Below are 24,018 nucleotides of genomic sequence, written 5' to 3'. Positions count from 1 at the left end.
CGGATGGCGGGGTGGATCTTGCGCAGGGATCCAGTCTTCATCTTGCCAAGAAAACTCCCCCCGGAGGGCTGGTCCACCAAGAGCCGCTCGGCTTGCAGCATCAAAACGCCCTCGCAATCAGCTCTTTCATGATCTCATTGGTGCCGCCGTAGATGCGTTGCACCCGCGCGTCCGTCCACATGCCGCCGATGTCATAGTCATTGGTGAAGCCGTAGCCGCCATGGAGCTGCAAGCACTCGTCCAGCACCCAGGCCTGGGTGTCCGTGGTCCAGTATTTGCACATAGCCGCCTTATCGACAGTCAATTCACCGCGGATGTGTTGTGCCATGCATTCGTCAAAAAACGAGCGACTGACCATGGTTTTGGTCTTGGCTTCGGCCAGCTTGAAACGGGTGTTCTGGAATTGCAGGAGGTTGCCGCCGAAGGCTTCGCGGTCCTTGCAATAGGCCAGTGTGCGCTCGACCGCGCCTTCCATCGCTCCCACAGCGGCGCAAGCGATGACCATGCGCTCTTGCGGGAGTTGCTGCATCAGTTGGTAGAAACCTTGGCCTTCGGTGCCGCCGAGGATGTTTTCAGGCGCGATCTCGACATTGTCGAAGAATAATTCGGACGTGTCCGAGGCGTGCATGCCGATCTTGTCGAGGTTGCGGCCGCGCTGGAACCCCTCAGCCCCGTCTGTTTCGAGGACCACCAGTGACACGCCTTTCGAGCCTTGGGTTGGGTCGGTCTTGGCCGCGACGATGATCAGATTGGCGTGCTGACCGTTGGTAATGAAGGTTTTGGAGCCGTTCAGTTTGTAGGCGTTGCCGTCCTTGATGGCGCGGGTCTTAATTGCCTGCACGTCTGATCCGGTCGAGGGCTCGGTCATTGCCAAGGCGCCGACCAATTCGCCCGTCACCAGCTTGGGCAGCCAGCGCTGTTTCTGATCTTCGGTACCGTAGGCCAGCACGTAATGTGCGACGATGCCGGAGTGGATGCCGTGGCCCCAGCTTGCGAGGTTCGCGCGTGCGGCTTCGACCAGGATCGCGGCTTCGTGGCCGAAATCGCCGCCTGCACCACCGTATTGCTCGGGGATCGACGGACAGAGCAGGCCCAGCTCGCCTGCTTGGGCCCAGGTCTCGCGGTCCATCTCGCCCTGTTTGCGCCAACGTTCGAAATGGGGCGCCCATTCATTGGTGATGAATTGCGCCGTCATGTCGGCGATCATCTGGTGTTCTTCGGTCATCCAGGTGGACGAACCGGCGGCCAAATCTTTCATATCTCTCCTCCCCAGGAGACAGTGTCAGCGCTTCCGCGCCTCCAACTCGGAATTGAACAACCGCAAGCGGGCCGTCAGGTTTTCCTCGTTCATCACGCTATCGAAATTCTCGAACAGGAAAGACAGGGCCTCGCCCTCGTCCAGCCCCGCATCGGCGGCAAACCGCTTGAGGCGGCGATAGCCGTCTTCGGTCATGGCGACGGGAAAGCGGCGGGTCAGGCGAAAGCGTTTGGGCATCGAAGACTTCCTATCATGTCTTGTTGTAATCAATGCGGCACACCAATTCGCCACCTTCGCGATCATAACGCATGGAACGCAACGGTGTATGTCTCCCGTCGCTCCAAACCACTGCACAGCCTTCGCCGACGAAAGTTGACGCATAGCCAGTAGCTTCCTCGGTGTCTGTAAAGAGTTCAGGCCACAAGCACTCGAAATTTATGAACCTCAGCTGTGGAAAGTCTGATCCACACTCAATTGCACCCGCAATAGGTTGGCCGTCCGACACGAAAGTCACGCGCCTTTCGTCGTCGGTGAGGTCTGCACGGCTTCGACGCCAACTATCGGCATGAGCGAAGAATGCACGTGCCTGCTTCGGATCACGCAGATTCCAAGACTTTGACAAGCGATTCCCTCTCAAAAGTAAGGCGGGGGTGTCCCCCGCCTCACACACTTTAGAAGTTTGCCGCTTCCAGCGCCATCACCGGATCGGCCCCTGACTGGATGCGTGTCAGGTGCAGCGCCGTGGCAGGCAGTTGGCGGGCCATGTAGTAGCGACCCGTCGCCAGCTTGGTTTCATGGAATTCCGGGTCGGATGTTCCACCAGCAAGAGCTTCGCGCGAGGCTTTGCCCATCTTGGCCCACATCAGGCCGAGGCAGACGTGGCCGAACATGTGCATGAAGTCGTAGCTTCCGCTCAAAGCGTTGTTCGGGTTCGTCATACCGTTTTGCATGAAGTACATGCTGGCGGCTTGCAGGTCCTTGGACGCGGCTTTCAGAGGCTCCAGGAATTCGGCGTCATAGGCTTCGTCCTGACCGGCATTCTCCTTGATGAAGCCTTTCACCAGATCAAAGAACGCCATCACGTGCTTGCCGCCATCCTGTGCCAGCTTGCGGCCCACGAGGTCCAGCGCCTGCACGCCATTGGCCCCTTCGTAGATCATCGCGATGCGGGCGTCGCGGGTGTATTGCGACATGCCCCATTCCTCGATGTAGCCGTGACCGCCATAGACCTGCTGAGCCTTGATGGTGTTGTCATAGCCCACATCGGTCAGGAAGCCCTTGATGATCGGGGTCAGCAGCGACACGAGGCCATCAGCGTCCTTGTCGCCCGCTCGGTGGGCGGCGTCGATCATGGTCGCGCCCCATAGGATGAAGGCACGCCCACCTTCGGCAAAAGACTTTTGGTCCATCAGCGAACGGCGGATGTCTGGGTGAACGATCAGCGGATCGGCGGGCTTTTCAGGGGCCTTCGCACCGGTCACGTCGCGACCTTGCAAGCGGTCCTTGGCATACTCAAGCGCGTTCTGATACGCGACTTCGGCTTGGGACAGGCCCTGCATGCCCACACCCAGACGTGCTTCGTTCATCATGGTGAACATGGCGCGCATGCCCTTGTGCTCTTCGCCAATCAGGTAGCCCACGGCGCCGTCATAGTTCATCACGCAGGTGGAGTTGCCGTGAATGCCCATCTTCTCTTCGATGTTGCCGACGGCGACACCGTTGCGAGCGCCAAGGCTACCATCTTCGTTCACGAGGAACTTGGGCACGATGAACAGCGATACACCTTTGATCCCCTCGGGGCCGCCAACGATCTTCGCCAGCACGAGGTGAATGATGTTGTCGGCCATGTCGTGCTCACCGGCAGAGATGAAAATCTTCTGGCCGGAGATTTTGTAGGTGCCGTCGTCTTGCGGTTCAGCCTTGGTGCGCATCAGACCCAAGTCCGTGCCGCAATGCGGTTCGGTCAGGTTCATGGTGCCAGTCCATTCGCAGGACACCATCTTGGGCAGATAGGTTTCCTTCTGCTGTTGCGAGCCATGCGCCAGAATGGCTGACGCCGCGCCGTGGGTCAGGCCCTGATACATGGTGAAGGCCATGTTGGCGGATGAGAACATCTCGCCCACGGCCGTGCCCATGACATAGGGCATGTTCTGGCCGCCGAATTCCTCGGGCATGTCCAGACCGGGCCAACCGCCCTCTTTGACCTGCTCGAAAGCATCCTTGAACCCGGTGGGGGTGTAGACGACGCCGTTTTCCAAACGGCAGCCTTCCTTGTCGCCAACGACGTTCAGCGGTGCGAGAACTTCGGAGGTCAGCTTGCCCGCTTCATCAAGGATTGCGGAGGTGAAGTCGGCTTCCAACTCGTCATAGCCCGGAATGTCGCTGCCCGTGATATTCAGCACGTCGTGCAGGATGAATTGCATGTCTTTGGTGGGGGGCGTGTAGCTCGGCATAGGTCTCTCTCCCTAATTCAGCAGTGCTTACTCAGCGGCTTTTTTCGTGGTGTTCATCGAGGCGATCATCTTCTCGCCCCACTTCAACTGGTTCCGGAGGTCATCAATGGCCTCGGTCAATTCATCGCGTTGGCGTTCCATGTCGGCCAAGCGGTCGCGGGCGATCTCATAGGTGCGCGCCAGTTGCGTCTGCTGCTGGTCGCCCATGTCGTAGAGGTCCAGAAGCTGGCGGATTTCCTCGAGGCTGAAACCAAAGCGCTTGCCGCGCAGGATCAGCTTCAGACGGGCCCGGTCGCGTTTGGTGAATAGGCGCTTTTGGCCTTCCCGGATTGGGAACAGCAATTCCTTGGCTTCGTAAAAGCGCAGGGTCCGCGGTGTCACGGCGAACGCGTCGCACATTTCGCGGATGGTCATGGTTTTCTCACTCATCGGATCACTCGCATATCCTCTTGCGGTCATCACATGGTGGAGACGCGGATTCGATGCAACCGGCAGATGACGTTGACGTAAACTGTACGTTGCGTCACGAAGGAAGTTGACGTGATTTTCTGCAACGTCAACTGCTGGATGGGCTGCAATATGCACCTTGATGCATATCAATGAGTCGAGTTCGTCGCCCCACTACGCTGCACATGCAGTCAAAGGGAGTGCATGACATGTTCAAGAAAATTGTAGTTGGTGTCGACGGATCAAGCACATCGGACAATGCGGTGCGCATTGCGTGCGATCTGGCCGACAAATATCACAGTGAGCTTTATCTGGTGCACACCCCGCAGCCGCAGACGGTTGCTTTTGCGATGGGGGCAGTTGCGGGCTATCACGCCGTAACCACGATGCCGAGCCATGAAGAGGTGGTCGAAGCGGCGAACAAGATTGTGGATGAGGCGACAGCAATTGCAAAGGAATGCGGCAAGGAAATCGTCGAGGCCCGCACGGATCAGGGGGATCCGGCCCAAAAGATTACGGCGTGCGCACAGGATGTCGGTGCTGACTTGATCATCACGGGGCGGCGCGGTTTGGGCAGTATCGGATCCCTGGTTCAGGGCAGCACGAGTCAGCAGGTGAATCATCTGGCGAAATGCGCCACGTTGTCGGTCATCTGAGTTCCAGTGTGAACACCTGCACCATGTTTGTCGTGCAGGTGTTCTTGGTTTTGCTTGCAGTCAGTTTCTGTTTGTTGGCGCTGACACTGCAATGCTCTAGATAAATGCTGCGTCGTCAAACAGCAGGTTCACGTTCGTTACGTTGTTCAGCGTCAGGCTGTTGCCGTTCCCAAAATCCAAGACGAGATTGCCATCGATCACAGAGCTGTAGTTGGCAAGGTCACTGCCTTGGGGCGTCGCTTCGTTCATTAGAGAAGCATCAATTTCCAAGGCATCAACGATCAGCGAGTAATCTCTGATCAGATCGTTTCCGCCGTCAAAAACAAATACATCAGCACCTTGCCCACCCCGCATTTGGTCATCTCCTAGACCACCGACCAAAGTGTCATTGCCTGAATTGCCCTCGAGATTGTCGTCGCCACTGCCACCTATGAGCAGATCAAAGCCATTCAGCCCAAGTAGTGTATCGTTGTCGCTGCCGCCGTTCAGCACGTCGGCACCAATGCCGCCATTCAGAGTATCGTTGCCTGCGTCACCGAAAAGCGTATCGTTGCCCGCATTCCCAAACAGACTGTCGTTGCCTGCTCCACCACTGACAAAGTCGAAACCATCCATGGAAAATACAACGTCGTTGCCATCGCCCCCATAAAGGCTGTCAGCCCCGATACCGCCATTCAGAGTATCGTTTCCTTCATCACCGAAAAGCGTATCGTTACCAGCATTTCCACGGATGCTGTCATCACCAGTCCCGCCGTTAACACTGTCAAAGCCATTGTTGCCGTCGATAGTGTCGTTGCCAGTGTCTCCGCTCAAAGTATCCGCGCCGAAGCCGCCAGTAATCTCATCGTTGCCTCGGCCGCCATGGATTTCGTCGTCACCGTTGCCGCCGCTTACGGTGTCATGCCCAGTTCCGCCGTAGACAGTGTCATTTCCACCCAACGCCGCCACGCTGTCATTGTTTAAACCAGCGGCAATGACATCATCGTTTTCACTCCCCTGAATGACCTCTTGAACATTCTGAATTTGATCATCGTCATCATTTCCATCGTTTCTGGGTGTGCCATCGTTGTCGACAATATAAAGACCGTTGCCTTGGGCTACACCGTCCGGAATAAAATTCTGTGGGTCCACAAACTGCGTGGATGGCAAGCTGTCAAAGAATGCTGCGATGGCCGACGCGCTTGTCAGGTCGATATTCAAGCCTGTGGCCGGGTCCACCAAAGACCGAAGAAAATGCTGCTCTTGGCGCGAGTCATTTGCGCCGCCGGTAAACCCGGGCGTGGTAATGACCCTGGCGCCTTCAAGCGCATAGAATACGTAGCCATTGTGGGCTTCGATCAGCAGCCACTGCTGTGGGTCGGCATCCGGATCATCGAAGTTCCCATTGTATTGCACGACACGAACCGTGTTGCCATCGATACTGGCGGGCAGATTGTCAAAATCGATCAAGGTGTCTTCGATATAGATTTCGTCCCTGCTTGGGTCAAAGTCTTCAATCCGTCCAACAATAGCGGCACCCGCCCGAAGGCCGTCAAGGTCGCGAAACCTGAAAACATCGTTTCCGCGATTCACGTCATCATCATTATCTCCACGGACGTGATGCCCATGTGATAACAATTCACCGTTGCTTTTGGCGCCAACCCGGTCGAAACCCATGTTTAAAGTGTCGTTCCCGGTACCTGCATATGTGTGGTTCTGTCCGAACCCGCGTACTGCGTTCACATTGATAATGTCGTCTCCGCCACCGGTAAAAACGCCACCACCAGGCACCATGGTTACGACGTCGTCATCTGATGTGCCTTTGTAACGCCTTAGACCATTTTCATGAGTTTCCGCGTAGGGACTATTCAAAAAGGTGCTGGTTGTTTTGAAATCTTCCCAAAGCAGTCCAACGTTTACGTCAAGCGTGCCACCACCCGTATTGTCAATGGTGACTTTTCCATTGCTGTCGAACTCAAATGTGTAACCATTGTATTCTTCCGTACCGAGAATTGACATATCGTACTCCCCAAAAGTCGATTCTACTTCTGGGAGCATTTCAATTCGCGGATTCAACCACAACACTTATTTTACGTGTTGTGCGAATAGTGGATTGCTTGAGCGCACACCCAGTATTTTCAAAGACGTGGGCGTGCGCTACCTCGGCCTGTATTCCTCCAGCTTTGCCCGGACGTCAATACTGGCGCACAAAGTGCCTCGGGAGTACTTTTGGCATCATGCCATCGGCAATTCCAGGATTTAGTGCACCTTTTCGGTTAGCTTTTGCTGTATTCAGAGAAGTGGATAGCTCTATTTTTTCAGCCCGCTGGCCACACTGTCGCGCAGGCCCTGCAATTCGTCCCGGGCTTCGTCCAGTTGTTTGCGCTGCTCGTCCAGTTCTTTCAGTTGGCCGTCGGCCAGTTCAATCCAAGCACGCATTTGGGGCTCGTTGCCTTCGTTCTCGTAGATCAGCAACCATTGTCGGATGTCCTCAAGCTGGAAGCCGAATTTGCGTCCGCGGAGAATGAGTTTCATGCGGGCACATTCGCGCGGGCCATAGAAACGTGACCGCCCTTCGCGGTCCGGTTGCAGCAATTCGATGTATTCGTAGTAGCGCAGCGTGCGCGGTGTCACATCGAATTCCGCGCACATCTCTTTAAAGCTCAAGCGGTCGTCTGCCATGACTTCCTTTGTCTCCATCCCTGCACTTGGAGCCTATGACGCGTAAGCGCGGCACGCAACAGGTGCCTTGCCCAATCTGCACACAAGACCCATAACTTGCTTCCACGACCGTGTGACGAGGCCATATGTCCGATCCAGATAAGCTGAAGCTTGCCAGACAATTCATTGAAGCCATTCCACATTCCCGAGATCTTGGGATGGAGCTGACCGAGATGGACGATGGTGTTGCGGTGATCACCATGCCTTATGACGACCGGCTGATCGGGGATCCCGAGACGGGGGTGATCAGCGGCGGCGCGGTCTCGGCACTAATGGACACGTGCTGTGGAGCTGCGGTGATGAGCCATCCGGAAAACCTTGGCGGGACGGCCACGCTTGATCTGCGCATTGACTACATGCGGGCGGCCACACCCGGACAGGCCATCACCACCCGGGCGACCTGCTACCATGTCACGCGATCGGTGGCTTTCGTGCGGGCTACGGCCTGTGATGATGACAGCGACAATCCGGTGGCCACAGCGACGGGCGCCTTTACGGTGGAGGGCAAGCGATGAAGCGTCCTGAGCCCGTGCAGGTTGTCAAACAGCGCCGCGATGCCGCGCTGTCGGCGCTGGTCAGCGGCGTGCCTTATATCCAGTATCTTGGACTGACCTTTGATCGGCGCGGGGACGAGTTGACCGGTGTGCTGCCCTTTGACGAAAAGCTGATCGGTAACCCGCTGTTGCCCGCATTGCATGGTGGGGTGACGGCTGCGTTCCTTGAAGCGACTGCGGTGATCACCTTGTCCTGGTCCTATCTGTGGGAGGATATTGAAAGCGGCGCGCTCGACTTTGATCCGAGCACCGCACCCAAGTTGCCCCGGCTGCCCAAGACGGTTGATTTCTCGGTAGACTATCTGCGCTCAGGTCTACCGCGTGATGCCTATGCCCGCGCGCGCATCAACCGGTCAGGGCGGCGCTATGCCTCGGTCCATGTGGAGGGCTGGCAGGACAATCGGGACCGGCTGTTTGCCCAGGCCACCGGGCACTTCGTCATGCCGCAACGGCGCTAGATGGAGGCGGTCGCCCCCACCGCCCCACCCGCGCCGCTGACCCACAAGCGGGTGCTCAAGATTGCGCTGCCCATTGTGTTGTCCAACGCCACCGTGCCGATCCTTGGCGCGGTTGATGTCGGCGTCGTGGGGCAGATGGGAGAAGCGGCGCCCATTGGCGCTGTGGCCATGGGGGCCATCATCCTTAGCACCGTCTATTGGATTTTCGGGTTCCTGCGCATGGGCACCGTCAGCCTTGCCGGGCAGGCGGCAGGGGCAGGAGACAACGACGAGGTATCGGCCTGGTTGACCCGCGCCTTGCTGGTGGCTGCCATGGGCGGGGCGGGTTTGATCCTGCTGCAATTCCCGATCTTCTGGCTGGCTTTCGAGCTGTCGCCCGCCAGCGCCGACGTCGAGAGCCTGACCCGCGACTACCTGTTTATTCGCATCTGGACCGCCCCGGCGGCCATTGCAGTCTACGCTTTGACCGGCTGGTTGGTGGCGATGGAGCGAACCGGCGGCGTGTTCTGGGTCCAACTTGTCATGAACGGGGTGAACATCATCCTGAACTTTGTCTTCGTGCTGGGCTTTGGCTGGGGGGTCAGCGGTGTGGCCATTGCCACGGTCATTGCCGAGGTGATTGGCGCGGCCTTGGGGCTGTGGTTCTGCCGGGCGGCTTTTGATCGCCCCGCGTGGCGCGACTGGCCGCGTGTGTTGCGGCGCGCGCAACTGATCAAGATGGCGCTTCTGAATACCGATATCTTGCTGCGCTCGCTAATGCTGATGATCATCTTTTCGAGCTTCGTGTTTCTGGGTGCAAAGTTCGGTGATGTGACGCTGGCCGCGAACGAGGTGCTGATCCAGTTCATGTATATCACCGCCTATGCCATGGATGGCTTTGCCTTTGCCGCAGAAACCCTGATTGCCCGCGCCTACGGTCGCCGCGATCCCATGCGGGTGCGCCGATCTGCGCTGATGACATCCATGTGGGGCATGACCGTATGCTGCGTCACTGCGGGCGCGTTCCTGTTTGTTGGCCCATGGCTCATTGACGTGATGGCCAAGGATGCCGAGGTGCAGGTGGTGGCGCGGGAGTACCTGTGGTGGATGGTCGCTGCCCCGTTGGTGGGCTGTGCCGCGTGGATGTTCGATGGCATATTCATTGGCGCTGGCCGGGGGAGGGACATGCGCAACATGATGGCGATCTCTTTTGTGCTGTACTGGTTGGCCGTGTTGGTTCTCTTGCCCCTCATGGGCAATCACGGGCTGTGGGCTGCCATCCTCATATCATTTGCCGCACGGGGGGTGACGCTGGGGGTGCGGTATCCGGCTTTGGAGCGGGCGGCGGGCTGAGGGACTGGGGCGCTGCCCCAGACCCCGTCGTATTTTCAGTCAGAAGAAGCCTGGAGCCACTTCTGTGTTTCAGTGCCGACTGCGCTTGCCACGGATTGGAAACCGTCTTGTTGCAGGTGGGTGTCCAATTCTTCTGCGATGCGCGTGGCGAGGCTGAGGCCGCCGTACACAAGGCCGGTGTAAAGCTGCACCGCTGAGGCGCCTGCCTTGATCTTGGCGTAGGCGTGTTCGGCAGACGCGATGCCACCGACACCGATCAGCGGCACCTTGGTCAGGCGATGAAGCTTTGCCAGCACGCGCGTGGATTTCTCGAACAGGGGAGCGCCGGAAAGGCCGCCCTTTTCCTGCGCATGCGCGCTGCGCAGGCCTGTCCGGTCCAGCGTGGTGTTTGTTGCAATGATGGCGGCGACGCGCGCGTCCTGGGCCACCTTGGCGATGTCGGCGAGGTCCTGATCGGTCAGGTCCGGGGCGATTTTCAGGAAGACGGGGATGTCACCGCGCACCTGCATCACGCCGTCAAGCAGTGCCGCCAAAGCCATGGGCCCCTGCAGGTCCCGTAGCTTTTCCGTGTTCGGGCTGGAGACGTTGACCGTGGCGAAGTCGATATACGGGGCGCAGTGTTGCAGCACCTTTGCGAAATCCTCGGCCCGGTTGGCGCTGTCCTTGTTGGCGCCAAGGTTCAGGCCAACTGGCACCCCTTTGGGGCGTTTCGCCAAGCGGGCGGCAATCGCCTGCATCCCGTCATTGTTAAATCCGAAACGGTTGATGGCGGCCGCATCCTCGGTCAGCCGAAAGAGGCGCGGTTTTGGATTGCCGGGTTGGGGCAGGGGCGTTGCCGCACCGACCTCGATCCAGCCGAAGCCCGCGCGGCTGAGCGGTGCAATCGCAGTCGCGTTCTTGTCGAAGCCTGCGGCAAGGCCCACGGGGTTGGGCAGGTCCATACCCGCCAGTGACGTGCGCAGACGGTCGCTGGTGATGGGGCCGGGCAGCGGCGCAAGCGGTGTGTGCAGGGCTTTAAGTGCCAGTCCATGTGCTGTTTCTGGGTCCAGCCTGCGCAGGGCCTGGGTTCCGATGCGTTCCAGAGTTTGCTTCATCCGAAAGACGCGCCCCCGTCTGCTGGTATGCACCGGATCAGGCGCGAGGTTTTGACAGCTGCCTGCCGGTGCACCACAGCGCGCTTGTAGTCGGGATCAGTGACCATGGCGAGGAAGGCCCCTGCATTTGGGTAGTGGGCGATAAACACGGCGTCCCAAGCCTCGTCCACCGGACCGATCAGCGTGGTTTCAAAGCCACCACGCCATGCAATACGGCCGCCGACCTTGGCCAGAACCGGGGCCGAGTGGTTGCCATAGAGCCCATAGGCCTGCGCGCCGGTCAGCCCGTCGCGCGCCAATTCGTGGTCACCTGGATAATTGGCGAGATCGTTGAAACGGACGAGGTTGAGCATCTCGATCGGTGTGTCGCGTGGCAGGTCCTTGAAGGCCTGAAACTGCTCAGCTGTCGGGTCGATATGGGTCACGTGTCGAACCCTGCACCCGCCGGGAACTGGTGATGTCCGTTTTTCAGTGGCAAGGGTTGTGCCCAGTGGACATCTGCCAACCGCATCTCGCGATACAGATGCGGGAACTCGGCCCCGCCGCGGGACACTTCCCATTTCAGGTCATCACCCAGGCCGTCCGTCTCGACCGCGATCAGGAACAGGTCGTCTTCGCCTGCAAAATGCTTGGCGGCGGTTTCGGCAGCCTGTGTCGCCGTCGAGAAATGGACATAGCCATCCTGCACATCGATCGGCGCGCCCGGCGTGCTGCGGTTTTCGCGCAGATGCGCCCATTCGGGGGCGCGGAAAATCTTGTAAATCAGCATGGGTGCGTGATGCAGCTTGCTTACGCAGTGGTCAAGTGCGGGCTGTCATGGATTTGTTGCGCGCTTTCCCCAAGGAACCGCTTTGACTCGCGGTGCGGATTGTTGTCACGATATGCACATAACCAATGAGGGAGACACCAGATGACCCGATTTCTGATGGGCACTGCTGCGCTTACGTTGAGCGCAGGCATGGCATCGGCCGAATACACGCTGCACATTTTGCACACCAACGACATGCACAGCCGCATTGAATCGATCAACAAGTACGATTCGACCTGTAACGCCGAGGGCGAGGCCGAAGGGTCATGCTTTGGTGGCGTTGCGCGGGTAAAGAGCGCAATTGATTCCAAGAAGGCATCGCTCGACAACCAGAACGTCATCGTATTGGACGCGGGCGACCCGTTCCAGGGCTCGCTATTCTACACCACCTATAAGGGTGCGGCCGAGGCTGAGTTCATGGAACAGATGGGTTATGACGCCATGGCCGTGGGCAACCACGAGTTCGATGATGGCCCGCAGGGTCTGGCCGATTTTATCGAGAAGGTGAGCTTTCCTGTCATCTCAGGCAACCTGGACCTGACGGCGGAAGAGACGCTGAGTGGCAAGGTTGAAAACCACGTGGTCCTCGAAGTGGGCGGCAAGAAGATTGGCGTGATCTCTGCCCTGGCCACAGACACGGTCGAAACGTCGTCTCCCGGCCCAAATGTTGTTTTCCAGGATGAAATCGAAGCGCTGCAGGCGGATGTCGCCACGCTGCAGGGTGAAGGGGTCGATATCATAATCGCGCTGAACCATGTGGGCCTGACCAAGGACCTCGCGATTGCCGAGGCGGTGGACGGTATCGACGTGGTGATCGGTGGCCACAGCCATACGCTGATGTCCAATGACGACGCGGAAACACCGGCTTATCCAACCATGGTGGGCGATGCGGCTGTCGCGCAGGCCTATGCCTACACCAAGTATCTCGGCCACCTGACGGTGACATTCGATGACGACGGCAATGTGACGGCGGCCTCTGGTGATCCGATGCTGCTGGATGCGTCCGTTGAACCCAATGCCGATTTCGTCGCGCGGATCGCAGAGATGGGCGCGCCCATCGCAGAGATGAAAACGCGGATTGTTGCGGAGGCTGCAGAGCCTATCGAAGGGGACCGTTCGGTCTGTCGTGTGCAGGAATGCGCCATGGGCTCGTTAATTGCTGATGCAATGCTGGCGCGGGTCAAGGAGCAGGGGGTCGAGATCGCTATTCAGAACGGTGGGGGCATCCGCGCCTCGATCGATTCGGGCGAAATCACGATGGGCGAGGTGCTGACCGTGCTCCCCTTCCAGAATACACTGTCAACGTTCCAAGTCTCCGGCCAAGCAATGGTCGATGCGTTGGAAAACGGCGTGAGTCAGATCGAAGAGGTTAAGGGTCGCTTCCCTCAGGTAGCGGGGATGAGCTTTGCCTTTGATGCGTCAAAACCCGTGGGTGAGCGTGTGAGTGACGTTATGGTTGGAGGCGCGCCCATTGATCCGGCCAAGGTCTATGGGGTCGTTTCGAATAACTACGTTCGCAATGGTGGTGATGGCTATGCCATGTTCACAACTGCAGAGAACGCTTATGATTTCGGACCTGACTTGGCGGATGTGCTGGCGGAGTACCTAGCGGAGCAGGGGCCGTTCACGCCCTACACCGATGGTCGTATCACGGTGAAGTAGTGGCGGTGGCGCAGGACACCTGCGCCTTACAGGATCAAGAGTAAGGCGGAGCAGATGCTCCGCCTTTTTTCATACCCAACTGTAAGGCGGAGGTGTCCTCCGCCGCGCTGGCGGATCAAGATCCGCCTTACGATTTTTGTTTGGACCAGATAGTTTCATTCTCATGTGTGGACGTTTTTCAATATCGCTGGCCCCGGAAGATATGTCGGAGATGTTCGCGGCTGTTGCCGCAAATGACATGCCCGACGTTCCTAATTTCAATGTCTGCCCGACCGACTCCGTACACACTGTCACGTATCAGCGTGGGCAACGATGGCTGGCCCCGATGCGTTGGGGTTTCATCCCACATTGGTACAAGACACCCACGGATGGTCCGCTCCTCATCAATGCAAGGTCTGAGACGATTGCTGAGAAACCGGCATTCCGAAATGCCTGCCGAGAGCGACGCGCCGCTATTCCTGCATCGGGTTTTTATGAATGGACACGCGAAGGTGAGACGCGGTTGCCTTGGTACATTACCCGCAGCGATGGGGCGCCACTGGTTTTTGCGGCAGTCTGGCAAGAGTGGAAACCAAAGGAGGAACACGGTGATCGGATACGTGCAGCGGCCATTGTGACCACTGCTGCGAACAAATCCATGTCGTCCATCCATCACCGTATGCCCGTCGTGCTCGAGCCCGAGGATGTCGCGTTGTGGTTGGGCGAAAAGGGAAAAGGGGCCGCCACGCTGATGCGAGCCGCCCCTGATGACCTTCTAATGTGGCACCGGGTGGATTCTGCAGTCAATTCGAACCGGGCATCCGGTTCGGACCTCATAACCCCAGTTGACGCCTAGTCGAGCGGCGCTTCTCCGAAGCTCATGTTGCCCTCAACGAGGTACGATCCATCCTCTTCCGAAACAGCGTCTGCATCGTAGAAAGTGGTTTGAACGTTTTGGTCAACGATCATGGTGACAGACCCTTGGTCTGCAATCGGACCGAGCGCCCAGCTTTCGTTCTTTGAGATGATGTTGTGCTCTGCACCAGTGAGATTGGTGAACTTCACCGTGTCGCCTTCGTCAAGATACAGGACCGACGGGAAATAGGCGTCCGGCAGGATCAGAATCTCGTGTTCGGCTGCAGAGACCGCGGTTGCAGCCGTCAGCGTGGCCAGGACGGCCCCAATTTGCATCGCGCGCTTCATGCCAGCACTCCTTTTGCTTCGGCCCCACCCGAAAGACAGAATCGTATCCGTTGTCTATGAGGGGAGAATGAGGCCGAATTGGGGCGGGCTTGCGTCCAGCCTGGGGCATGTCACCTGAATTGGGTTGGTGCATGGTGCCGATGACGCATGGCGTTGCCCGTCGCGTCGCATTACATAGCAATGCAAAGACATGCCGATCCGGCACACGCAGATGGATGGAGGACCCTATGAACGTCGAGACAAAGATCCTGAAGGCCAAAGATGCGCCGGACCTTGGGTCCTTTGACTGGTCCGATCCTCTGCGCCTATCTGATCAGTTGATCGAAGACGAACGCATGATCCAGGCCTCGGCTCATGCCTACGCCCAGGAAAAACTGGCGCCGCGTGTGGTCAGTGCTTTCGCCGATGAGACGACGGATGCGGATATCTTTCGCGAGATGGGGAATATGGGTCTTTTGGGTGTAACGCTACCCGAAGAGTATGGTGGGCTTGGCAGTTCGTATGTCTCCTACGGTCTCGTCGCGCGCGAGGTCGAGCGGATCGATAGCGGATACCGGTCCATGATGTCGGTGCAATCCTCGCTCGTCATCTATCCGATCTATGCCTACGGATCGGAAGAACAGCGCAAGAAATACTTGCCCAAACTGGCATCGGGTGAGTGGATTGGGTGTTTTGGTCTGACGGAACCTGACGCAGGCAGCGACCCGGCGGGGATGAAGACCACGGCCAAAAAGACTGACGATGGTTATGTGCTGAACGGGTCCAAGATGTGGATTTCGAATGCGCCCATTGCCGATGTCTTCGTGATCTGGGCCAAGTCCGAGGAACACGGCGGCAAGATCCGTGGATTTGTCCTTGAGAAAGGTATGGCGGGCCTGTCCGCGCCCAAAATCGAAAACAAACTGTCCCTGCGGGCCTCGATCACCGGTGAGATCGTGATGGAGAATGTGGAGGTTGGTGAGGACGCACTGCTTCCGGATGTTCAGGGACTCAAGGGGCCGTTTGGGTGTCTGAATCGTGCGCGCTACGGCATCTCGTGGGGGGCGATGGGGGCAGCCGAGTTCTGCTGGCACGCCGCGCGTCAATACGGGCTGGACCGCAAACAGTTCGGCAAGCCGCTGGCGCAAACGCAACTGTTCCAAAAGAAGCTGGCCGATATGCAGACGGAGATCACCTTGGGTTTGCAAGCTTCGCTGCAGGTGGGTCGTTTGATGGATGCAGCACAGGCCGCGCCCGAGATGATTTCCATCGTCAAACGCAATAACTGTGGCAAGGCGCTTGAGATTGCGCGTGCGGCCCGTGACATGCATGGCGGGAACGGGATTTCCGGTGAGTTCCAGGTGATGCGTCACATGGTGAACCTTGAAACGGTAAACACCTATGAGGGCACCCATGATGTGCATGCGCTGATCCTTGGGCGCGCGCAAACTGGCTTGCAGGCCTTTTTCTGAAGACGCCCTCAAGACGTTTCCAAACAAGGCCAGGGGCCGGGTTGCTGCCCGGTCCGTTGCCTTGGCGCAATGTGATTTTGCTTGCCTAGAGTGCCCGCAGATAGAAGCCAAAGATTGCAACGCCCGCGTAAAACGGGACTGCAATGCCCAAGACAATGAATACAAACACACCGGCAGCTTTTATCAGCTGCATGTCCTTGGCGTTTGGCGGAACTTTGTGAAACTTCAGGATGTCCATGATTGCGCTGCCTGCGTTCCAAAAGCACAGCCCAAGTCCGGTTAAAAGCGTCAAAAGGCCGACACCCCAAATCATGATGCCTTCAGATAAACCGACCAAGCGGCCCAAATCGATTGCTGACAGAGGGGCTTCATTTTTGACCGCTGCGCGCATCATTCGCGCCCCGATCGCTGCCAGAGATCCGAAAATCGCGTAGTTTCTGAGATACGTCCCAATGTAGTTGACAGTGTAAGGGTCGGGCGTTTTGTCGTCGGTCTTCATGCGGTTTGCACTTTCGAAAAATGGGTGGTGCTTGGGGCTGGATATGCTGAACCACTGGACGCGCGTCCGAATACCGGGAGAAAGTGGCGCGCTCTTGCGGACAGTGCAGACCCGTCACCTCGAACAGATATTGTCATTCACTCGCTGAAACGCGACCGAAGGTCACCCTGTTCTGTCTTTCTGATCGCAAACGTGCCGATCTTCGCGCATTGCATTGTCAGGGTGCCGAAATCTACGGTCCTTGCACGGCATGTTCTCTGCGCTCTGATCAGTTCTGAAGGCGTGTTCGATTCGGGTGTAGATTGGTGTGCCCAAGCGCCAGCAATCCCGTCGGATAGGTGGGCGGCGTGGACATCTACTGGTTTCGCGCAGCCTCTTTTTCGGGTGACCATGAAGGTTGCATCATCCCTTTTGGCGCGCGCCGCACTGCAGCGCAGGTCAGATTAGGATGCTCGACTCACCTGCCGGTTGAAATGTCAAAAGGCCAACAAAGGGCGGTGTCGTAGATTGCAAATTGCCTCTGGCCGCCTTGCTGCAGTGCAGCGTTTCCAATTACCTGAAACGCGTGCAGTTGCGCATTTGAAAGGCTTAACAGAGCAGCCGTACAGGCAGTTTTGCACACGTGTGCAAAAAACAGTTGCCAAGCGCTGATATGGCTGTCTAGCCTAAGCTTGCAACCTTTCGGCCGGGGGATCTGATGGCGGAAATCCAGCTGCGTAACTTGAACAAGCGGTGGGGCACATTTGTCGGCGTCGACAATTTTGACCTAACCATCGCGGATGAAGAATTCCTGGTTCTGCTTGGTCCGTCAGGCTGTGGCAAGACGACGACGATGCGCATGATTGCCGGGCTTGAAGATGCAACTGAAGGCGACATCATGATCGATGGCAAGCGCGTCAACGATCTGGACCCCAAGGACCGGGATGTCGCGATGGTGTTCCAGTCCTATGGCTTGTACCCGCATCTCAATGTCTATGAAAACATCCGCTTCCCGCTGAAGGTGCGCAAGGTCGATCCGGCCTCGCACGACGAGAAGGTACGCCGCGCCTCTGCCATGGTTGAGCTGGACGAGTTCCTACACCGCAAACCGGCGGAGTTGTCGGGCGGCCAGCGTCAGCGTGTGGCGCTGGCACGGGCCATCGTGCGCGAGCCCAACGTGTTCCTTATGGACGAACCGTTGTCGAATCTCGATGCCAAGCTGCGTGTGTCGACCCGTGCCCAGATCAAGAACCTCAGCCACGAGCTGAAAGTCACAACCGTTTACGTGACACACGACCAGATCGAGGCGATGACCCTGGCCGACCGTGTCGTCGTGATGAAGCAGGGCAAGGTCCAACAGGTTGGCACGCCGACGGAGATTTACGACCGGCCCGCCAACACCTTTGTGGCCAGCTTCATCGGTTCGCCAGCCATGAACCTGATGGACGGCACGGTCAATGGGGGCACGTTTGCCGGCGACAATGTCACGATCAGCGGTCTGTCGGCACCAGATGGTCCGGCCACACTGGGCTTTCGAGCGGAGGACGCGGCTTTGGCTGAAAGCGATGGCCAAATCACCGCGCCGATCTACACGATTGAGTTGCTTGGGGATGCCACGATGCTGACCGTGCGCGCTGGTGGGCAGCTTGTGTCGATCAAAGCGCACAAGGAATTCCGGGCCGAGATCGGTGACACAGTGTCCTTCTCGGTTCCTGCGGGCATCTGCCACGCATTTGATTCTTCTTCCGGCGAACGTCTTGCCTGAGGAACTTGTTTGTCCGGAGGCATCCGGGCGGACCAATCCGGCCAGTGCAGCCTTGCAAGATGCACTGGCGTCAAACACAACAGGGAGTCTGTAAATGTATCTGAAGAAATTGGCACTGGCGGGCGCTGTCTCGCTTTTGGGCACCACGGCCTTTGCCGCGTGTTCCTACGAAAACGAGGTGCCGCTCAAGTCGTTGACAGCGGGTTTTGAGGCGTGGAAAGCCGTGACCGACGCCATGGCCGAGTGCGGCAACTTCCAGGCCGAACTGGACCAGGAATTCCGCACCAAGCAACCCGCGGCGTTCGAGGCGAACCCATCGCTATATCACATCGGTGGTGTGTCGAACGGCACCGTCACGCCGCTGCTGAACGCGGGCACCATTCGCCCGCTGGATGATCTGGTGGCGAAGTACGGTCAGAACCTTTCGCCCAACCAGTTGATCCGCGTGGATGGCAAGATCATGGCCGTGGCGATGATGGTGAACACACAGCACCTGATGTATCGCAGCGATATTCTGGCTGATCTGGGCATCGACACCCCCACAACGTGGGACGAAGTGTTCGCTGCCGCTGATAAGATCAAGGAAGCAGGTGTCGTCGATCACGCCATTGGCGCGACCATGAAGTCGGGCTGGAACCTCGCCCAGGAATTCGTGAATATGTATCCGGGCTTTGGTGGGGCGTTCTTTAACGACGACAACACCGCCGCGGTGAATTCGGACGCCGGGATGAAGGCGCTGGCGGCTATGAAGAAGACGCTGGATTACACCGATCCAGAGGTTCTGGTCAGCGACTCCACGTACGTTCAGCAGCAGTTCCAACAGGGCAAGATCGCCATGGCGAACCTGTGGGCTTCGCGTGCTGGTGCGATGAATGACGAGAACGAAAGCCAGGTTGTCGGCAAGGTCACCATGGCCGCGGCACCTATGGCAATGGACGGCGGTGCGCCTGCCACGACCCTGTGGTGGGATGGTATCGTGATCGCGGCCAACATCACCGACGAGGAGGCAGACGCAGCCTTCCGTCTGGCAATGGAGGGGCTGGATGCGGACATGGTCATTGCCAACAACGAGGCCGCAATCTGGCTCGTGAACGGTTACCAACCCGGCCCGCTGGCCGAGGGTGCAATTGCAACGGCGACCGCCAATCCCGCACCGCCTGCGTATCCGTCCACGACGCAGATGGGTCTGCTGCACACCGCGCTGGGCAACGAACTGCCTGCATTCCTGACCGGTGACCGTGATGCCGCAGCGACGCTTGCGGCTGTGGAAGAAGCCTACACCACTTCGGCCAAAGAGGCCGGCGTGTTGCAGTAAGCAACTTAGGCTGGCCGAGGCGCATCCTCGGCCAGCCACTTCACTGATGGGAACAGATGACCATGGAGTTCAACCATATTGATGTGAGCGGTGGCTCTGCTGGATGCGCGGGTGTCGCGTGTCTTGCCGAACGACCGGACACACACTCGGGTGCCGCGACCATGATGATCGAACGCCAGATCGGGGTTGTCTTGTGCATGGTGGAAAGGACAGCAGCATGAAGTTCAAAACCTTCTTCTGGTTCGTGGCACCATCGGTGTTCATGATGTTGCTTTTTATCGCGGCGCCTTTGATTTCGGTCTTCATCCAGTCTTTCCAGATTACCCAACCTGTCATGCAGCAGATTGAGGTCGAAACCTGTACCCCCGGCTTTTTGACCCAGACTTGCACGACGGAGATCAAGACAGTCCCAGTAATCGACGAGGAAACGGGCAGGACGCAGACAACAACAGCCTGGGTGGGTGTGCAGAGCTACCAGAACGTCTTGCAGATGGACAAATTCTGGGCCGCCATCGGCTCCGGAAATTGGGGTGACATCCTTCAGATCGATTTCTGGAAGGCGCTGCGGTTCACGTTGATGTTCACCCTTGTAACCTTGCCCCTTGTGATTGGTGTGGGTCTGATGATCGCGTTGGCGGTCAACAACGCGACCAAGGCTTTGCGCGGGCCAGTCATCTTCATTTCGCTCCTCCCTTTCATCATCACACCGGTCATTGGATCGCTTTCGATCTACTGGCTGTTTGTGGGTGACGGCATTCTGACGGCGACGCTGGAGCGTTGGCTTGATCGTGACATCGCGATGTTTGCCCAAGCCTGGACGATTGAGCTGCTGATGTATTTCTACCGCGTGTGGCACGTCGCGCCCTTTGCCTTCGTGATCTTCTATGCCGGTCTGCAGACCGTGAACATGGACACACTGGAAAGTGCTATCATTGACGGAGCGAACCGTTTTGAACGTCTGCGCTATGTCATCATTCCGCATCTGATGCCTTTGATCATCTTCATCGCGCTGATCCACCTGATGGACTGCTACCGCGTCTTTGACGAAATCATCGGCTTCCGCAGTCAGGCGCATGTGATTTCGCTGCAATGGCTGACCTTCGATTTCCTGACACCGGATGACGCCGGCAACCGCGCGATCAGCCGGGCGGCAGCGAGCGCAATGCTGACAATGGTAGGCATTGTGATCCTGCTGATCCTACCGCTGCGCCGCACCTGGCGTGACCACAAAGGGGGGGCACATTAATGTCCAAAGCCACCGCGCAGCCGCTGTCCCTCAAGGTCGCATCCGGCGCTTTCCTCGCCTTCTGGTGCCTCATCGCGGCCTTCCCCATCGCGTGGATCGCGGTGATGAGCGTGAAATCCCCGCGCGATGCCTTTGATGCAAGTGCGTGGAACGTGATCACCGGACCCGCTACGCGGGCGGCGGGCAATGGCCTCAGTTTACTCGACATCCTTCTGGGCTTGATCGTGCTCTACTTCGCGATCCGCTGGGCGTTCACCCGGCTGCCGGGCATGGTTGAGCAATACTCGCCCCCTGGCTTCATCGTGCTGGGCTGGCTCGTGGGCGCGGCGGTCTATGGCCTGCTGTTTGTGCTGATCTTTTTTGGAGCACTGCCTTTGGTCTTCGGCATGCTCAACAGCATTGCCGGTCCGCTCGGTACGCCGATCCTCGGCCTGACAACCGAGCACTACGTGGCGGTCTGGGGCGAGAACCAGTTCTACCGCAACTTCATCAACTCGATGATCGTGACTGCGGGCGTGGTGACGGTGTCGCTCACGGTCGGTACGCTCGCGGGCTACGGCCTCGCACGCTCCGGCTCGAACCTCGCCTTCTGGCTCCTGATCATCGCGCTTGTCTTCCGCGCCTTGCCGCACTCGGTGCTGGTAGCTGGCTACCTGCCGTGGTTCATCAACTCGGCAGAAATCCTGCGCCCGATCCTGGGCGATCTCAGCCCGACACTCTATGGCCAGCCCTGGGCGATTATCGCCGTGCTCGTGGCAATCAACCAACCCTTCACTATCTGGATGCTGCGGTCGTTCTTCCAGAACATCCCATCCGAGTTGGACGAGGCGGCGCGCGTGGACGGGTGCAGCCATTTCCAGGCGTTTCGCCGTGTGATCATGCCCGTCATGTGGCCGGGGGTTATCACGACGGGGCTGTTCAGCTTCCTTCTGGGCTACAACGATTTCCTTGTCACGGCGCTGCTGCTTGATGCACAGAACCAGACCATGGTTCCGGCCATCGCGGGCTACTTCAACCGCGAGACGACCACGACTGACCAGGTCGAGGCAGTCGCTGCAGCTGTGTCTATCACGGCACCCCTGTTCCTTCTGGTCATGGTGTTCCAGCGCCAGATCGTGTCGGGGCTGACAGCGGGGGCGGTCAAAGGCTGATGAGCAGCTCGTCGCGCACCTGCAGGATGCAAGCGCATCCCGCGCTCAACCGGATGCCACGGGATTTCATTTGTGTACGCGTCAATTCTTCGACGCGTCACACACCACAAATGAAAGGATGATCCGATGAAGGGATCCCGCCCCGAGCAAGCGGTTCTGACCCGCGACACTGACATGACCAAGACCGAGGAAACGCGCGCGGTTATTGAGGGGATGGTGGATGGTCTGAACGACCACCGCATTGATGATATTGGCCAGTTCTTTGCCCAGTCCTTCCGCTGGATGGGAAATCAGGGATGCGGCACCAAGACGGGCTTGCAAGAGTTTCAGGACAACTGGCAACGCCCCTTTCAGGCGGCCTTTGCCGATAAGGTCTGCGTGGACGAGGCACGGCTGTATATGGGGGAGTGGGCTGCGGCCTTTGGTCGACAGGAAGCCACCCATGCTGGCGAATTCATGGGGATTGCGCCCACCGGCAAGCGGATCGAGATCCGATACATGGATTTCTGGAAGGTCGAAGATGGCCGCATCACCGACAACTTCGTGATGGTCGATTTTCCCCACGTCCTCGCCCAGTTGGGGCGGGACGTTTTTGATGGTGAGGGCTGGGAAGCCTTCGATCGTGGCGACAAGACACCGCCGCGACCCGACAACTGAGGTGATGAGATGACAATCGAGTATTTGAAGCGCGGCAAGCCCGAGGCAGAGCGGGCCGAGGATGATGCCAAGACGCGCGCCATTGTCGAGGCCACGTTGGCTGACATTGAGGCGCGCGGCGATGCAGCTGTACGGGAGCTGTCGGAGAAGTTTGATAATTACAGCCCCGAGAGCTTCCGCCTGACTGAAGCCGAGATCGAAGCCCTGATGGCCGAACTGACCCCGCGCGAAATGGAGGATATCAAGTTCGCGCAGCAACAAGTCCGCGACTTTGCCCAGGCACAGCGGGACTCGATGCTGGATATCGAGGTCGAGACGATGCCGGGTGTGATCCTGGGCCACAAGAACATCCCGGTGCAGTCCGTGGGCTGTTACGTGCCGGGGGGCAAGTTCCCCATGGTGGCCTCGGCTCACATGTCCGTGGCAACCGCCTCTGTTGCCGGAGTTCCGCGTATCATTGCGTGCACACCGCCGTGGCAGGGCAAGCCGAACCCTGCCGTTATTGCCGCCATGCACCTTGGTGGTGCGCACGAAATCTATGTTATGGGAGGCATTCAGGCCGTGGGTGCCATGGCCATCGGAACTGAGACCATTGATCCAGTGCATATGCTGGTCGGTCCGGGCAACGCCTTTGTGGCCGAAGCCAAGCGCCAGCTTTTTGGCCGTGTGGGCATCGATCTTTTTGCCGGTCCGACGGAGACAATGGTGATCGCCGACGAAACTGTCGATGCAGAGATGTGTGCCACGGACCTGCTCGGGCAGGCCGAACATGGCTACAACTCCCCTGCCGTCCTGCTCACCAACTCGCGCAAGTTGGCGGATGAGACAGCGGCGGAGATCGAACGCATCCTCGGCATTCTGCCCACTGCCGATACTGCCCGCAAAAGCTGGGAGGATTATGGAGAGATCATCCTTTGCGACACATACGAAGAGATGCTGCAGGTGGCTGATGATGTCGCCTCTGAACATGTTCAAGTGATGACGGATCGGGACGACTGGTTCCTCGAACACATGACATGTTATGGCGCTCTGTTCCTTGGCCCCCGGACAAATGTGGCGAATGGGGACAAGGTGATAGGCACCAACCACACCCTGCCGACCAAGAAGGCAGGCCGCTATACGGGTGGTCTCTGGGTCGGCAAGTACCTCAAGACGCATAGCTATCAGAAAGTGACGACCGATGAGGCAGCGGCAGAGATTGGCGCTTACGGCTCGCGGCTTTGCATGTTGGAAGGGTTCGTTGGCCACGCCGAGCAGTGCAATCTGCGGGTGCGCCGGTATGGCGGGATCAACGTCCCCTACGGCGAAGGCGCACCTGCGCGTGATGCGGCGGAGTAGGCAAACGCCTCGC

The 24,018-nt window shown here is 58.3% G+C and carries 25 protein-coding genes; 14 read left to right on the top strand and 11 right to left on the bottom strand.

Going from position 1 to position 24,018, the window contains the following annotated elements; genetic code table 11:
* Nucleotides 1-100: 100 nt before the first annotated feature.
* The 4 genes from IE087_RS10475 to IE087_RS10460 all read right to left on the bottom strand — a co-directional run bounded on the left by IE087_RS10475 (nt 101) and on the right by IE087_RS10460 (nt 4,140).
* Entirely contained in the window at nt 101-1,258 is a 1,158-nt protein-coding gene (locus IE087_RS10475; RefSeq protein ID WP_229801336.1) for an acyl-CoA dehydrogenase family protein, read from the bottom strand.
* 24 nt (nt 1,259-1,282) lie between these two features.
* Entirely contained in the window at nt 1,283-1,495 is a 213-nt protein-coding gene (locus tag IE087_RS10470; RefSeq protein ID WP_076626669.1) for a hypothetical protein, read from the bottom strand.
* 434 nt (nt 1,496-1,929) lie between these two features.
* Entirely contained in the window at nt 1,930-3,711 is a 1,782-nt protein-coding gene (locus IE087_RS10465; protein ID WP_189369246.1) for an acyl-CoA dehydrogenase C-terminal domain-containing protein, read from the bottom strand.
* A 27-nt stretch (nt 3,712-3,738) separates the two neighbouring features.
* Entirely contained in the window at nt 3,739-4,140 is a 402-nt protein-coding gene (locus IE087_RS10460) for a MerR family transcriptional regulator (protein ID WP_189369245.1), read from the bottom strand.
* Nucleotides 4,141-4,367: 227 nt separating this feature from the next.
* Here IE087_RS10460 and IE087_RS10455 point away from each other — a divergent pair, with 227 nt between their 5' ends.
* Nucleotides 4,368-4,814 carry a universal stress protein gene (locus IE087_RS10455; RefSeq protein ID WP_189369244.1) on the top strand — a complete coding sequence of 149 codons (447 nt, stop codon included), beginning with the start codon at nt 4,368-4,370 and terminating at the stop codon, nt 4,812-4,814.
* A 96-nt stretch (nt 4,815-4,910) separates the two neighbouring features.
* Here the strand turns inward: IE087_RS10455 and IE087_RS10450 are convergent, their stop codons facing one another.
* Nucleotides 4,911-6,812, bottom strand: coding sequence for a calcium-binding protein (locus tag IE087_RS10450; RefSeq protein WP_189369243.1), 1,902 nt, complete (start codon nt 6,810-6,812; stop codon nt 4,911-4,913).
* A gap of 291 nt (nt 6,813-7,103) precedes the next feature.
* Complete coding sequence (locus tag IE087_RS10445; RefSeq protein ID WP_189369242.1) at nt 7,104-7,475, bottom strand: MerR family transcriptional regulator; 372 nt, start codon at nt 7,473-7,475, stop codon at nt 7,104-7,106.
* A gap of 125 nt (nt 7,476-7,600) precedes the next feature.
* Here IE087_RS10445 and IE087_RS10440 point away from each other — a divergent pair, with 125 nt between their 5' ends.
* Genes IE087_RS10440 through IE087_RS10430 form a run of 3 tightly spaced genes read left to right on the top strand, consistent with a single transcriptional unit; the run spans nt 7,601 to nt 9,858 of the window.
* The gene (locus tag IE087_RS10440; protein ID WP_189369241.1) at nt 7,601-8,029 is read left to right on the top strand and encodes a PaaI family thioesterase; all 429 of its coding nucleotides are present in this window, start codon (nt 7,601-7,603) and stop codon (nt 8,027-8,029) included.
* A complete protein-coding gene (locus IE087_RS10435) occupies nt 8,026-8,526 on the top strand; it encodes a PaaI family thioesterase (protein ID WP_189369240.1) in 501 nt (166 codons plus the stop codon). Before IE087_RS10440 ends, IE087_RS10435 begins: the two co-directional genes overlap by 4 nt.
* Complete coding sequence (locus IE087_RS10430) at nt 8,527-9,858, top strand: MATE family efflux transporter (RefSeq protein WP_189369239.1); 1,332 nt, start codon at nt 8,527-8,529, stop codon at nt 9,856-9,858.
* A 35-nt stretch (nt 9,859-9,893) separates the two neighbouring features.
* Here the strand turns inward: IE087_RS10430 and IE087_RS10425 are convergent, their stop codons facing one another.
* Genes IE087_RS10425 through IE087_RS10415 form a run of 3 tightly spaced genes read right to left on the bottom strand, consistent with a single transcriptional unit; the run spans nt 9,894 to nt 11,721 of the window.
* A complete protein-coding gene (locus IE087_RS10425; protein WP_189369238.1) occupies nt 9,894-10,952 on the bottom strand; it encodes a quinone-dependent dihydroorotate dehydrogenase in 1,059 nt (352 codons plus the stop codon).
* Nucleotides 10,949-11,377 carry a DUF1330 domain-containing protein gene (locus IE087_RS10420; protein WP_229801335.1) on the bottom strand — a complete coding sequence of 143 codons (429 nt, stop codon included), beginning with the start codon at nt 11,375-11,377 and terminating at the stop codon, nt 10,949-10,951. Before IE087_RS10420 ends, IE087_RS10425 begins: the two co-directional genes overlap by 4 nt.
* A complete protein-coding gene (locus tag IE087_RS10415; RefSeq protein ID WP_189369237.1) occupies nt 11,374-11,721 on the bottom strand; it encodes a DUF952 domain-containing protein in 348 nt (115 codons plus the stop codon). The genes IE087_RS10420 and IE087_RS10415 overlap by 4 nt, the downstream gene beginning before the upstream one ends.
* Nucleotides 11,722-11,862: 141 nt before the next feature.
* Between IE087_RS10415 and IE087_RS10410 the strand changes: the two genes are divergently transcribed.
* Together IE087_RS10410 and IE087_RS10405 are read left to right on the top strand one after the other, a co-directional pair.
* Nucleotides 11,863-13,422, top strand: a complete 1,560-nt coding sequence (locus IE087_RS10410) for a bifunctional metallophosphatase/5'-nucleotidase (RefSeq protein ID WP_189369236.1) — start codon at nt 11,863-11,865, stop codon at nt 13,420-13,422.
* A gap of 163 nt (nt 13,423-13,585) precedes the next feature.
* Nucleotides 13,586-14,257 carry an SOS response-associated peptidase gene (locus IE087_RS10405; RefSeq protein ID WP_189369235.1) on the top strand — a complete coding sequence of 224 codons (672 nt, stop codon included), beginning with the start codon at nt 13,586-13,588 and terminating at the stop codon, nt 14,255-14,257.
* Here IE087_RS10405 and IE087_RS10400 read toward each other — a convergent pair.
* A complete protein-coding gene (locus IE087_RS10400) occupies nt 14,254-14,604 on the bottom strand; it encodes a cupredoxin domain-containing protein (protein ID WP_189369234.1) in 351 nt (116 codons plus the stop codon). The two genes, IE087_RS10405 and IE087_RS10400, sit on opposite strands and share 4 nt — an antisense overlap.
* 227 nt (nt 14,605-14,831) lie before the next feature.
* Here IE087_RS10400 and IE087_RS10395 point away from each other — a divergent pair, with 227 nt between their 5' ends.
* Nucleotides 14,832-16,055: an acyl-CoA dehydrogenase gene (locus IE087_RS10395; RefSeq protein WP_189369233.1), complete on the top strand. Its 1,224-nt coding sequence runs from the start codon at nt 14,832-14,834 to the stop codon at nt 16,053-16,055.
* Between the two features lie 85 nt (nt 16,056-16,140).
* On the opposite strand, the gene IE087_RS10390 is transcribed toward IE087_RS10395, so the two are convergent.
* The gene (locus IE087_RS10390) at nt 16,141-16,554 is read right to left on the bottom strand and encodes a hypothetical protein (RefSeq protein WP_189369232.1); all 414 of its coding nucleotides are present in this window, start codon (nt 16,552-16,554) and stop codon (nt 16,141-16,143) included.
* Between the two features lie 697 nt (nt 16,555-17,251).
* Here IE087_RS10390 and IE087_RS10385 point away from each other — a divergent pair.
* The 7 genes from IE087_RS10385 (at nt 17,252) to hisD (ending at nt 24,005) form a co-directional block, all read left to right on the top strand.
* Nucleotides 17,252-18,298, top strand: coding sequence for an ABC transporter ATP-binding protein (locus IE087_RS10385; RefSeq protein ID WP_189369231.1), 1,047 nt, complete (start codon nt 17,252-17,254; stop codon nt 18,296-18,298).
* A gap of 94 nt (nt 18,299-18,392) precedes the next feature.
* The gene (locus tag IE087_RS10380) at nt 18,393-19,613 is read left to right on the top strand and encodes an ABC transporter substrate-binding protein (protein WP_189369230.1); all 1,221 of its coding nucleotides are present in this window, start codon (nt 18,393-18,395) and stop codon (nt 19,611-19,613) included.
* A gap of 62 nt (nt 19,614-19,675) precedes the next feature.
* Nucleotides 19,676-19,834: a hypothetical protein gene (locus tag IE087_RS10375; RefSeq protein WP_229801334.1), complete on the top strand. Its 159-nt coding sequence runs from the start codon at nt 19,676-19,678 to the stop codon at nt 19,832-19,834.
* A complete protein-coding gene (locus IE087_RS10370) occupies nt 19,831-20,859 on the top strand; it encodes a carbohydrate ABC transporter permease (RefSeq protein ID WP_189369228.1) in 1,029 nt (342 codons plus the stop codon). Before IE087_RS10375 ends, IE087_RS10370 begins: the two co-directional genes overlap by 4 nt.
* Nucleotides 20,859-22,010: a carbohydrate ABC transporter permease gene (locus tag IE087_RS10365; RefSeq protein WP_189369227.1), complete on the top strand. Its 1,152-nt coding sequence runs from the start codon at nt 20,859-20,861 to the stop codon at nt 22,008-22,010. The genes IE087_RS10370 and IE087_RS10365 overlap by 1 nt, the downstream gene beginning before the upstream one ends.
* 126 nt (nt 22,011-22,136) lie before the next feature.
* A complete protein-coding gene (locus IE087_RS10360; RefSeq protein WP_189369226.1) occupies nt 22,137-22,667 on the top strand; it encodes an ester cyclase in 531 nt (176 codons plus the stop codon).
* Nucleotides 22,668-22,676: 9 nt separating this feature from the next.
* Complete coding sequence (hisD, locus tag IE087_RS10355) at nt 22,677-24,005, top strand: histidinol dehydrogenase (RefSeq protein WP_189369225.1); 1,329 nt, start codon at nt 22,677-22,679, stop codon at nt 24,003-24,005.
* Nucleotides 24,006-24,018: the final 13 nt, after the last annotated feature.

Origin of the sequence: Tateyamaria omphalii (assembly GCF_014651375.1) — a bacterium.
Classification (GTDB): Bacteria; Pseudomonadota; Alphaproteobacteria; order Rhodobacterales; family Rhodobacteraceae; genus Tateyamaria; species Tateyamaria omphalii.
Note: the sequence above shows the minus strand (reverse complement) of the source record. Positions and strands in the feature narration are given on the sequence as shown.

What these genes read in the sequence shown, in the direction of transcription:
- IE087_RS10475 (WP_229801336.1), bottom strand. Translation starts at nt 1,258, where the DNA reads ATGAAAGATTTGGCCGCCGGTTCGTCCACCTGGATGACCGAAGAACAC.
- IE087_RS10470 (WP_076626669.1), bottom strand. Translation starts at nt 1,495, where the DNA reads ATGCCCAAACGCTTTCGCCTGACCCGCCGCTTTCCCGTCGCCATGACC.
- IE087_RS10465 (WP_189369246.1), bottom strand. Translation starts at nt 3,711, where the DNA reads ATGCCGAGCTACACGCCCCCCACCAAAGACATGCAATTCATCCTGCAC.
- IE087_RS10460 (WP_189369245.1), bottom strand. Translation starts at nt 4,140, where the DNA reads ATGAGTGAGAAAACCATGACCATCCGCGAAATGTGCGACGCGTTCGCC.
- IE087_RS10455 (WP_189369244.1), top strand. Translation starts at nt 4,368, where the DNA reads ATGTTCAAGAAAATTGTAGTTGGTGTCGACGGATCAAGCACATCGGAC.
- IE087_RS10450 (WP_189369243.1), bottom strand. Translation starts at nt 6,812, where the DNA reads ATGTCAATTCTCGGTACGGAAGAATACAATGGTTACACATTTGAGTTC.
- IE087_RS10445 (WP_189369242.1), bottom strand. Translation starts at nt 7,475, where the DNA reads ATGGCAGACGACCGCTTGAGCTTTAAAGAGATGTGCGCGGAATTCGAT.
- IE087_RS10440 (WP_189369241.1), top strand. Translation starts at nt 7,601, where the DNA reads ATGTCCGATCCAGATAAGCTGAAGCTTGCCAGACAATTCATTGAAGCC.
- IE087_RS10435 (WP_189369240.1), top strand. Translation starts at nt 8,026, where the DNA reads ATGAAGCGTCCTGAGCCCGTGCAGGTTGTCAAACAGCGCCGCGATGCC.
- IE087_RS10430 (WP_189369239.1), top strand. Translation starts at nt 8,527, where the DNA reads ATGGAGGCGGTCGCCCCCACCGCCCCACCCGCGCCGCTGACCCACAAG.
- IE087_RS10425 (WP_189369238.1), bottom strand. Translation starts at nt 10,952, where the DNA reads ATGAAGCAAACTCTGGAACGCATCGGAACCCAGGCCCTGCGCAGGCTG.
- IE087_RS10415 (WP_189369237.1), bottom strand. Translation starts at nt 11,721, where the DNA reads ATGCTGATTTACAAGATTTTCCGCGCCCCCGAATGGGCGCATCTGCGC.
- IE087_RS10410 (WP_189369236.1), top strand. Translation starts at nt 11,863, where the DNA reads ATGACCCGATTTCTGATGGGCACTGCTGCGCTTACGTTGAGCGCAGGC.
- IE087_RS10405 (WP_189369235.1), top strand. Translation starts at nt 13,586, where the DNA reads ATGTGTGGACGTTTTTCAATATCGCTGGCCCCGGAAGATATGTCGGAG.
- IE087_RS10400 (WP_189369234.1), bottom strand. Translation starts at nt 14,604, where the DNA reads ATGAAGCGCGCGATGCAAATTGGGGCCGTCCTGGCCACGCTGACGGCT.
- IE087_RS10395 (WP_189369233.1), top strand. Translation starts at nt 14,832, where the DNA reads ATGAACGTCGAGACAAAGATCCTGAAGGCCAAAGATGCGCCGGACCTT.
- IE087_RS10390 (WP_189369232.1), bottom strand. Translation starts at nt 16,554, where the DNA reads ATGAAGACCGACGACAAAACGCCCGACCCTTACACTGTCAACTACATT.
- IE087_RS10385 (WP_189369231.1), top strand. Translation starts at nt 17,252, where the DNA reads ATGGCGGAAATCCAGCTGCGTAACTTGAACAAGCGGTGGGGCACATTT.
- IE087_RS10380 (WP_189369230.1), top strand. Translation starts at nt 18,393, where the DNA reads ATGTATCTGAAGAAATTGGCACTGGCGGGCGCTGTCTCGCTTTTGGGC.
- IE087_RS10375 (WP_229801334.1), top strand. Translation starts at nt 19,676, where the DNA reads ATGGAGTTCAACCATATTGATGTGAGCGGTGGCTCTGCTGGATGCGCG.
- IE087_RS10370 (WP_189369228.1), top strand. Translation starts at nt 19,831, where the DNA reads ATGAAGTTCAAAACCTTCTTCTGGTTCGTGGCACCATCGGTGTTCATG.
- IE087_RS10365 (WP_189369227.1), top strand. Translation starts at nt 20,859, where the DNA reads ATGTCCAAAGCCACCGCGCAGCCGCTGTCCCTCAAGGTCGCATCCGGC.
- IE087_RS10360 (WP_189369226.1), top strand. Translation starts at nt 22,137, where the DNA reads ATGAAGGGATCCCGCCCCGAGCAAGCGGTTCTGACCCGCGACACTGAC.
- hisD (WP_189369225.1), top strand. Translation starts at nt 22,677, where the DNA reads ATGACAATCGAGTATTTGAAGCGCGGCAAGCCCGAGGCAGAGCGGGCC.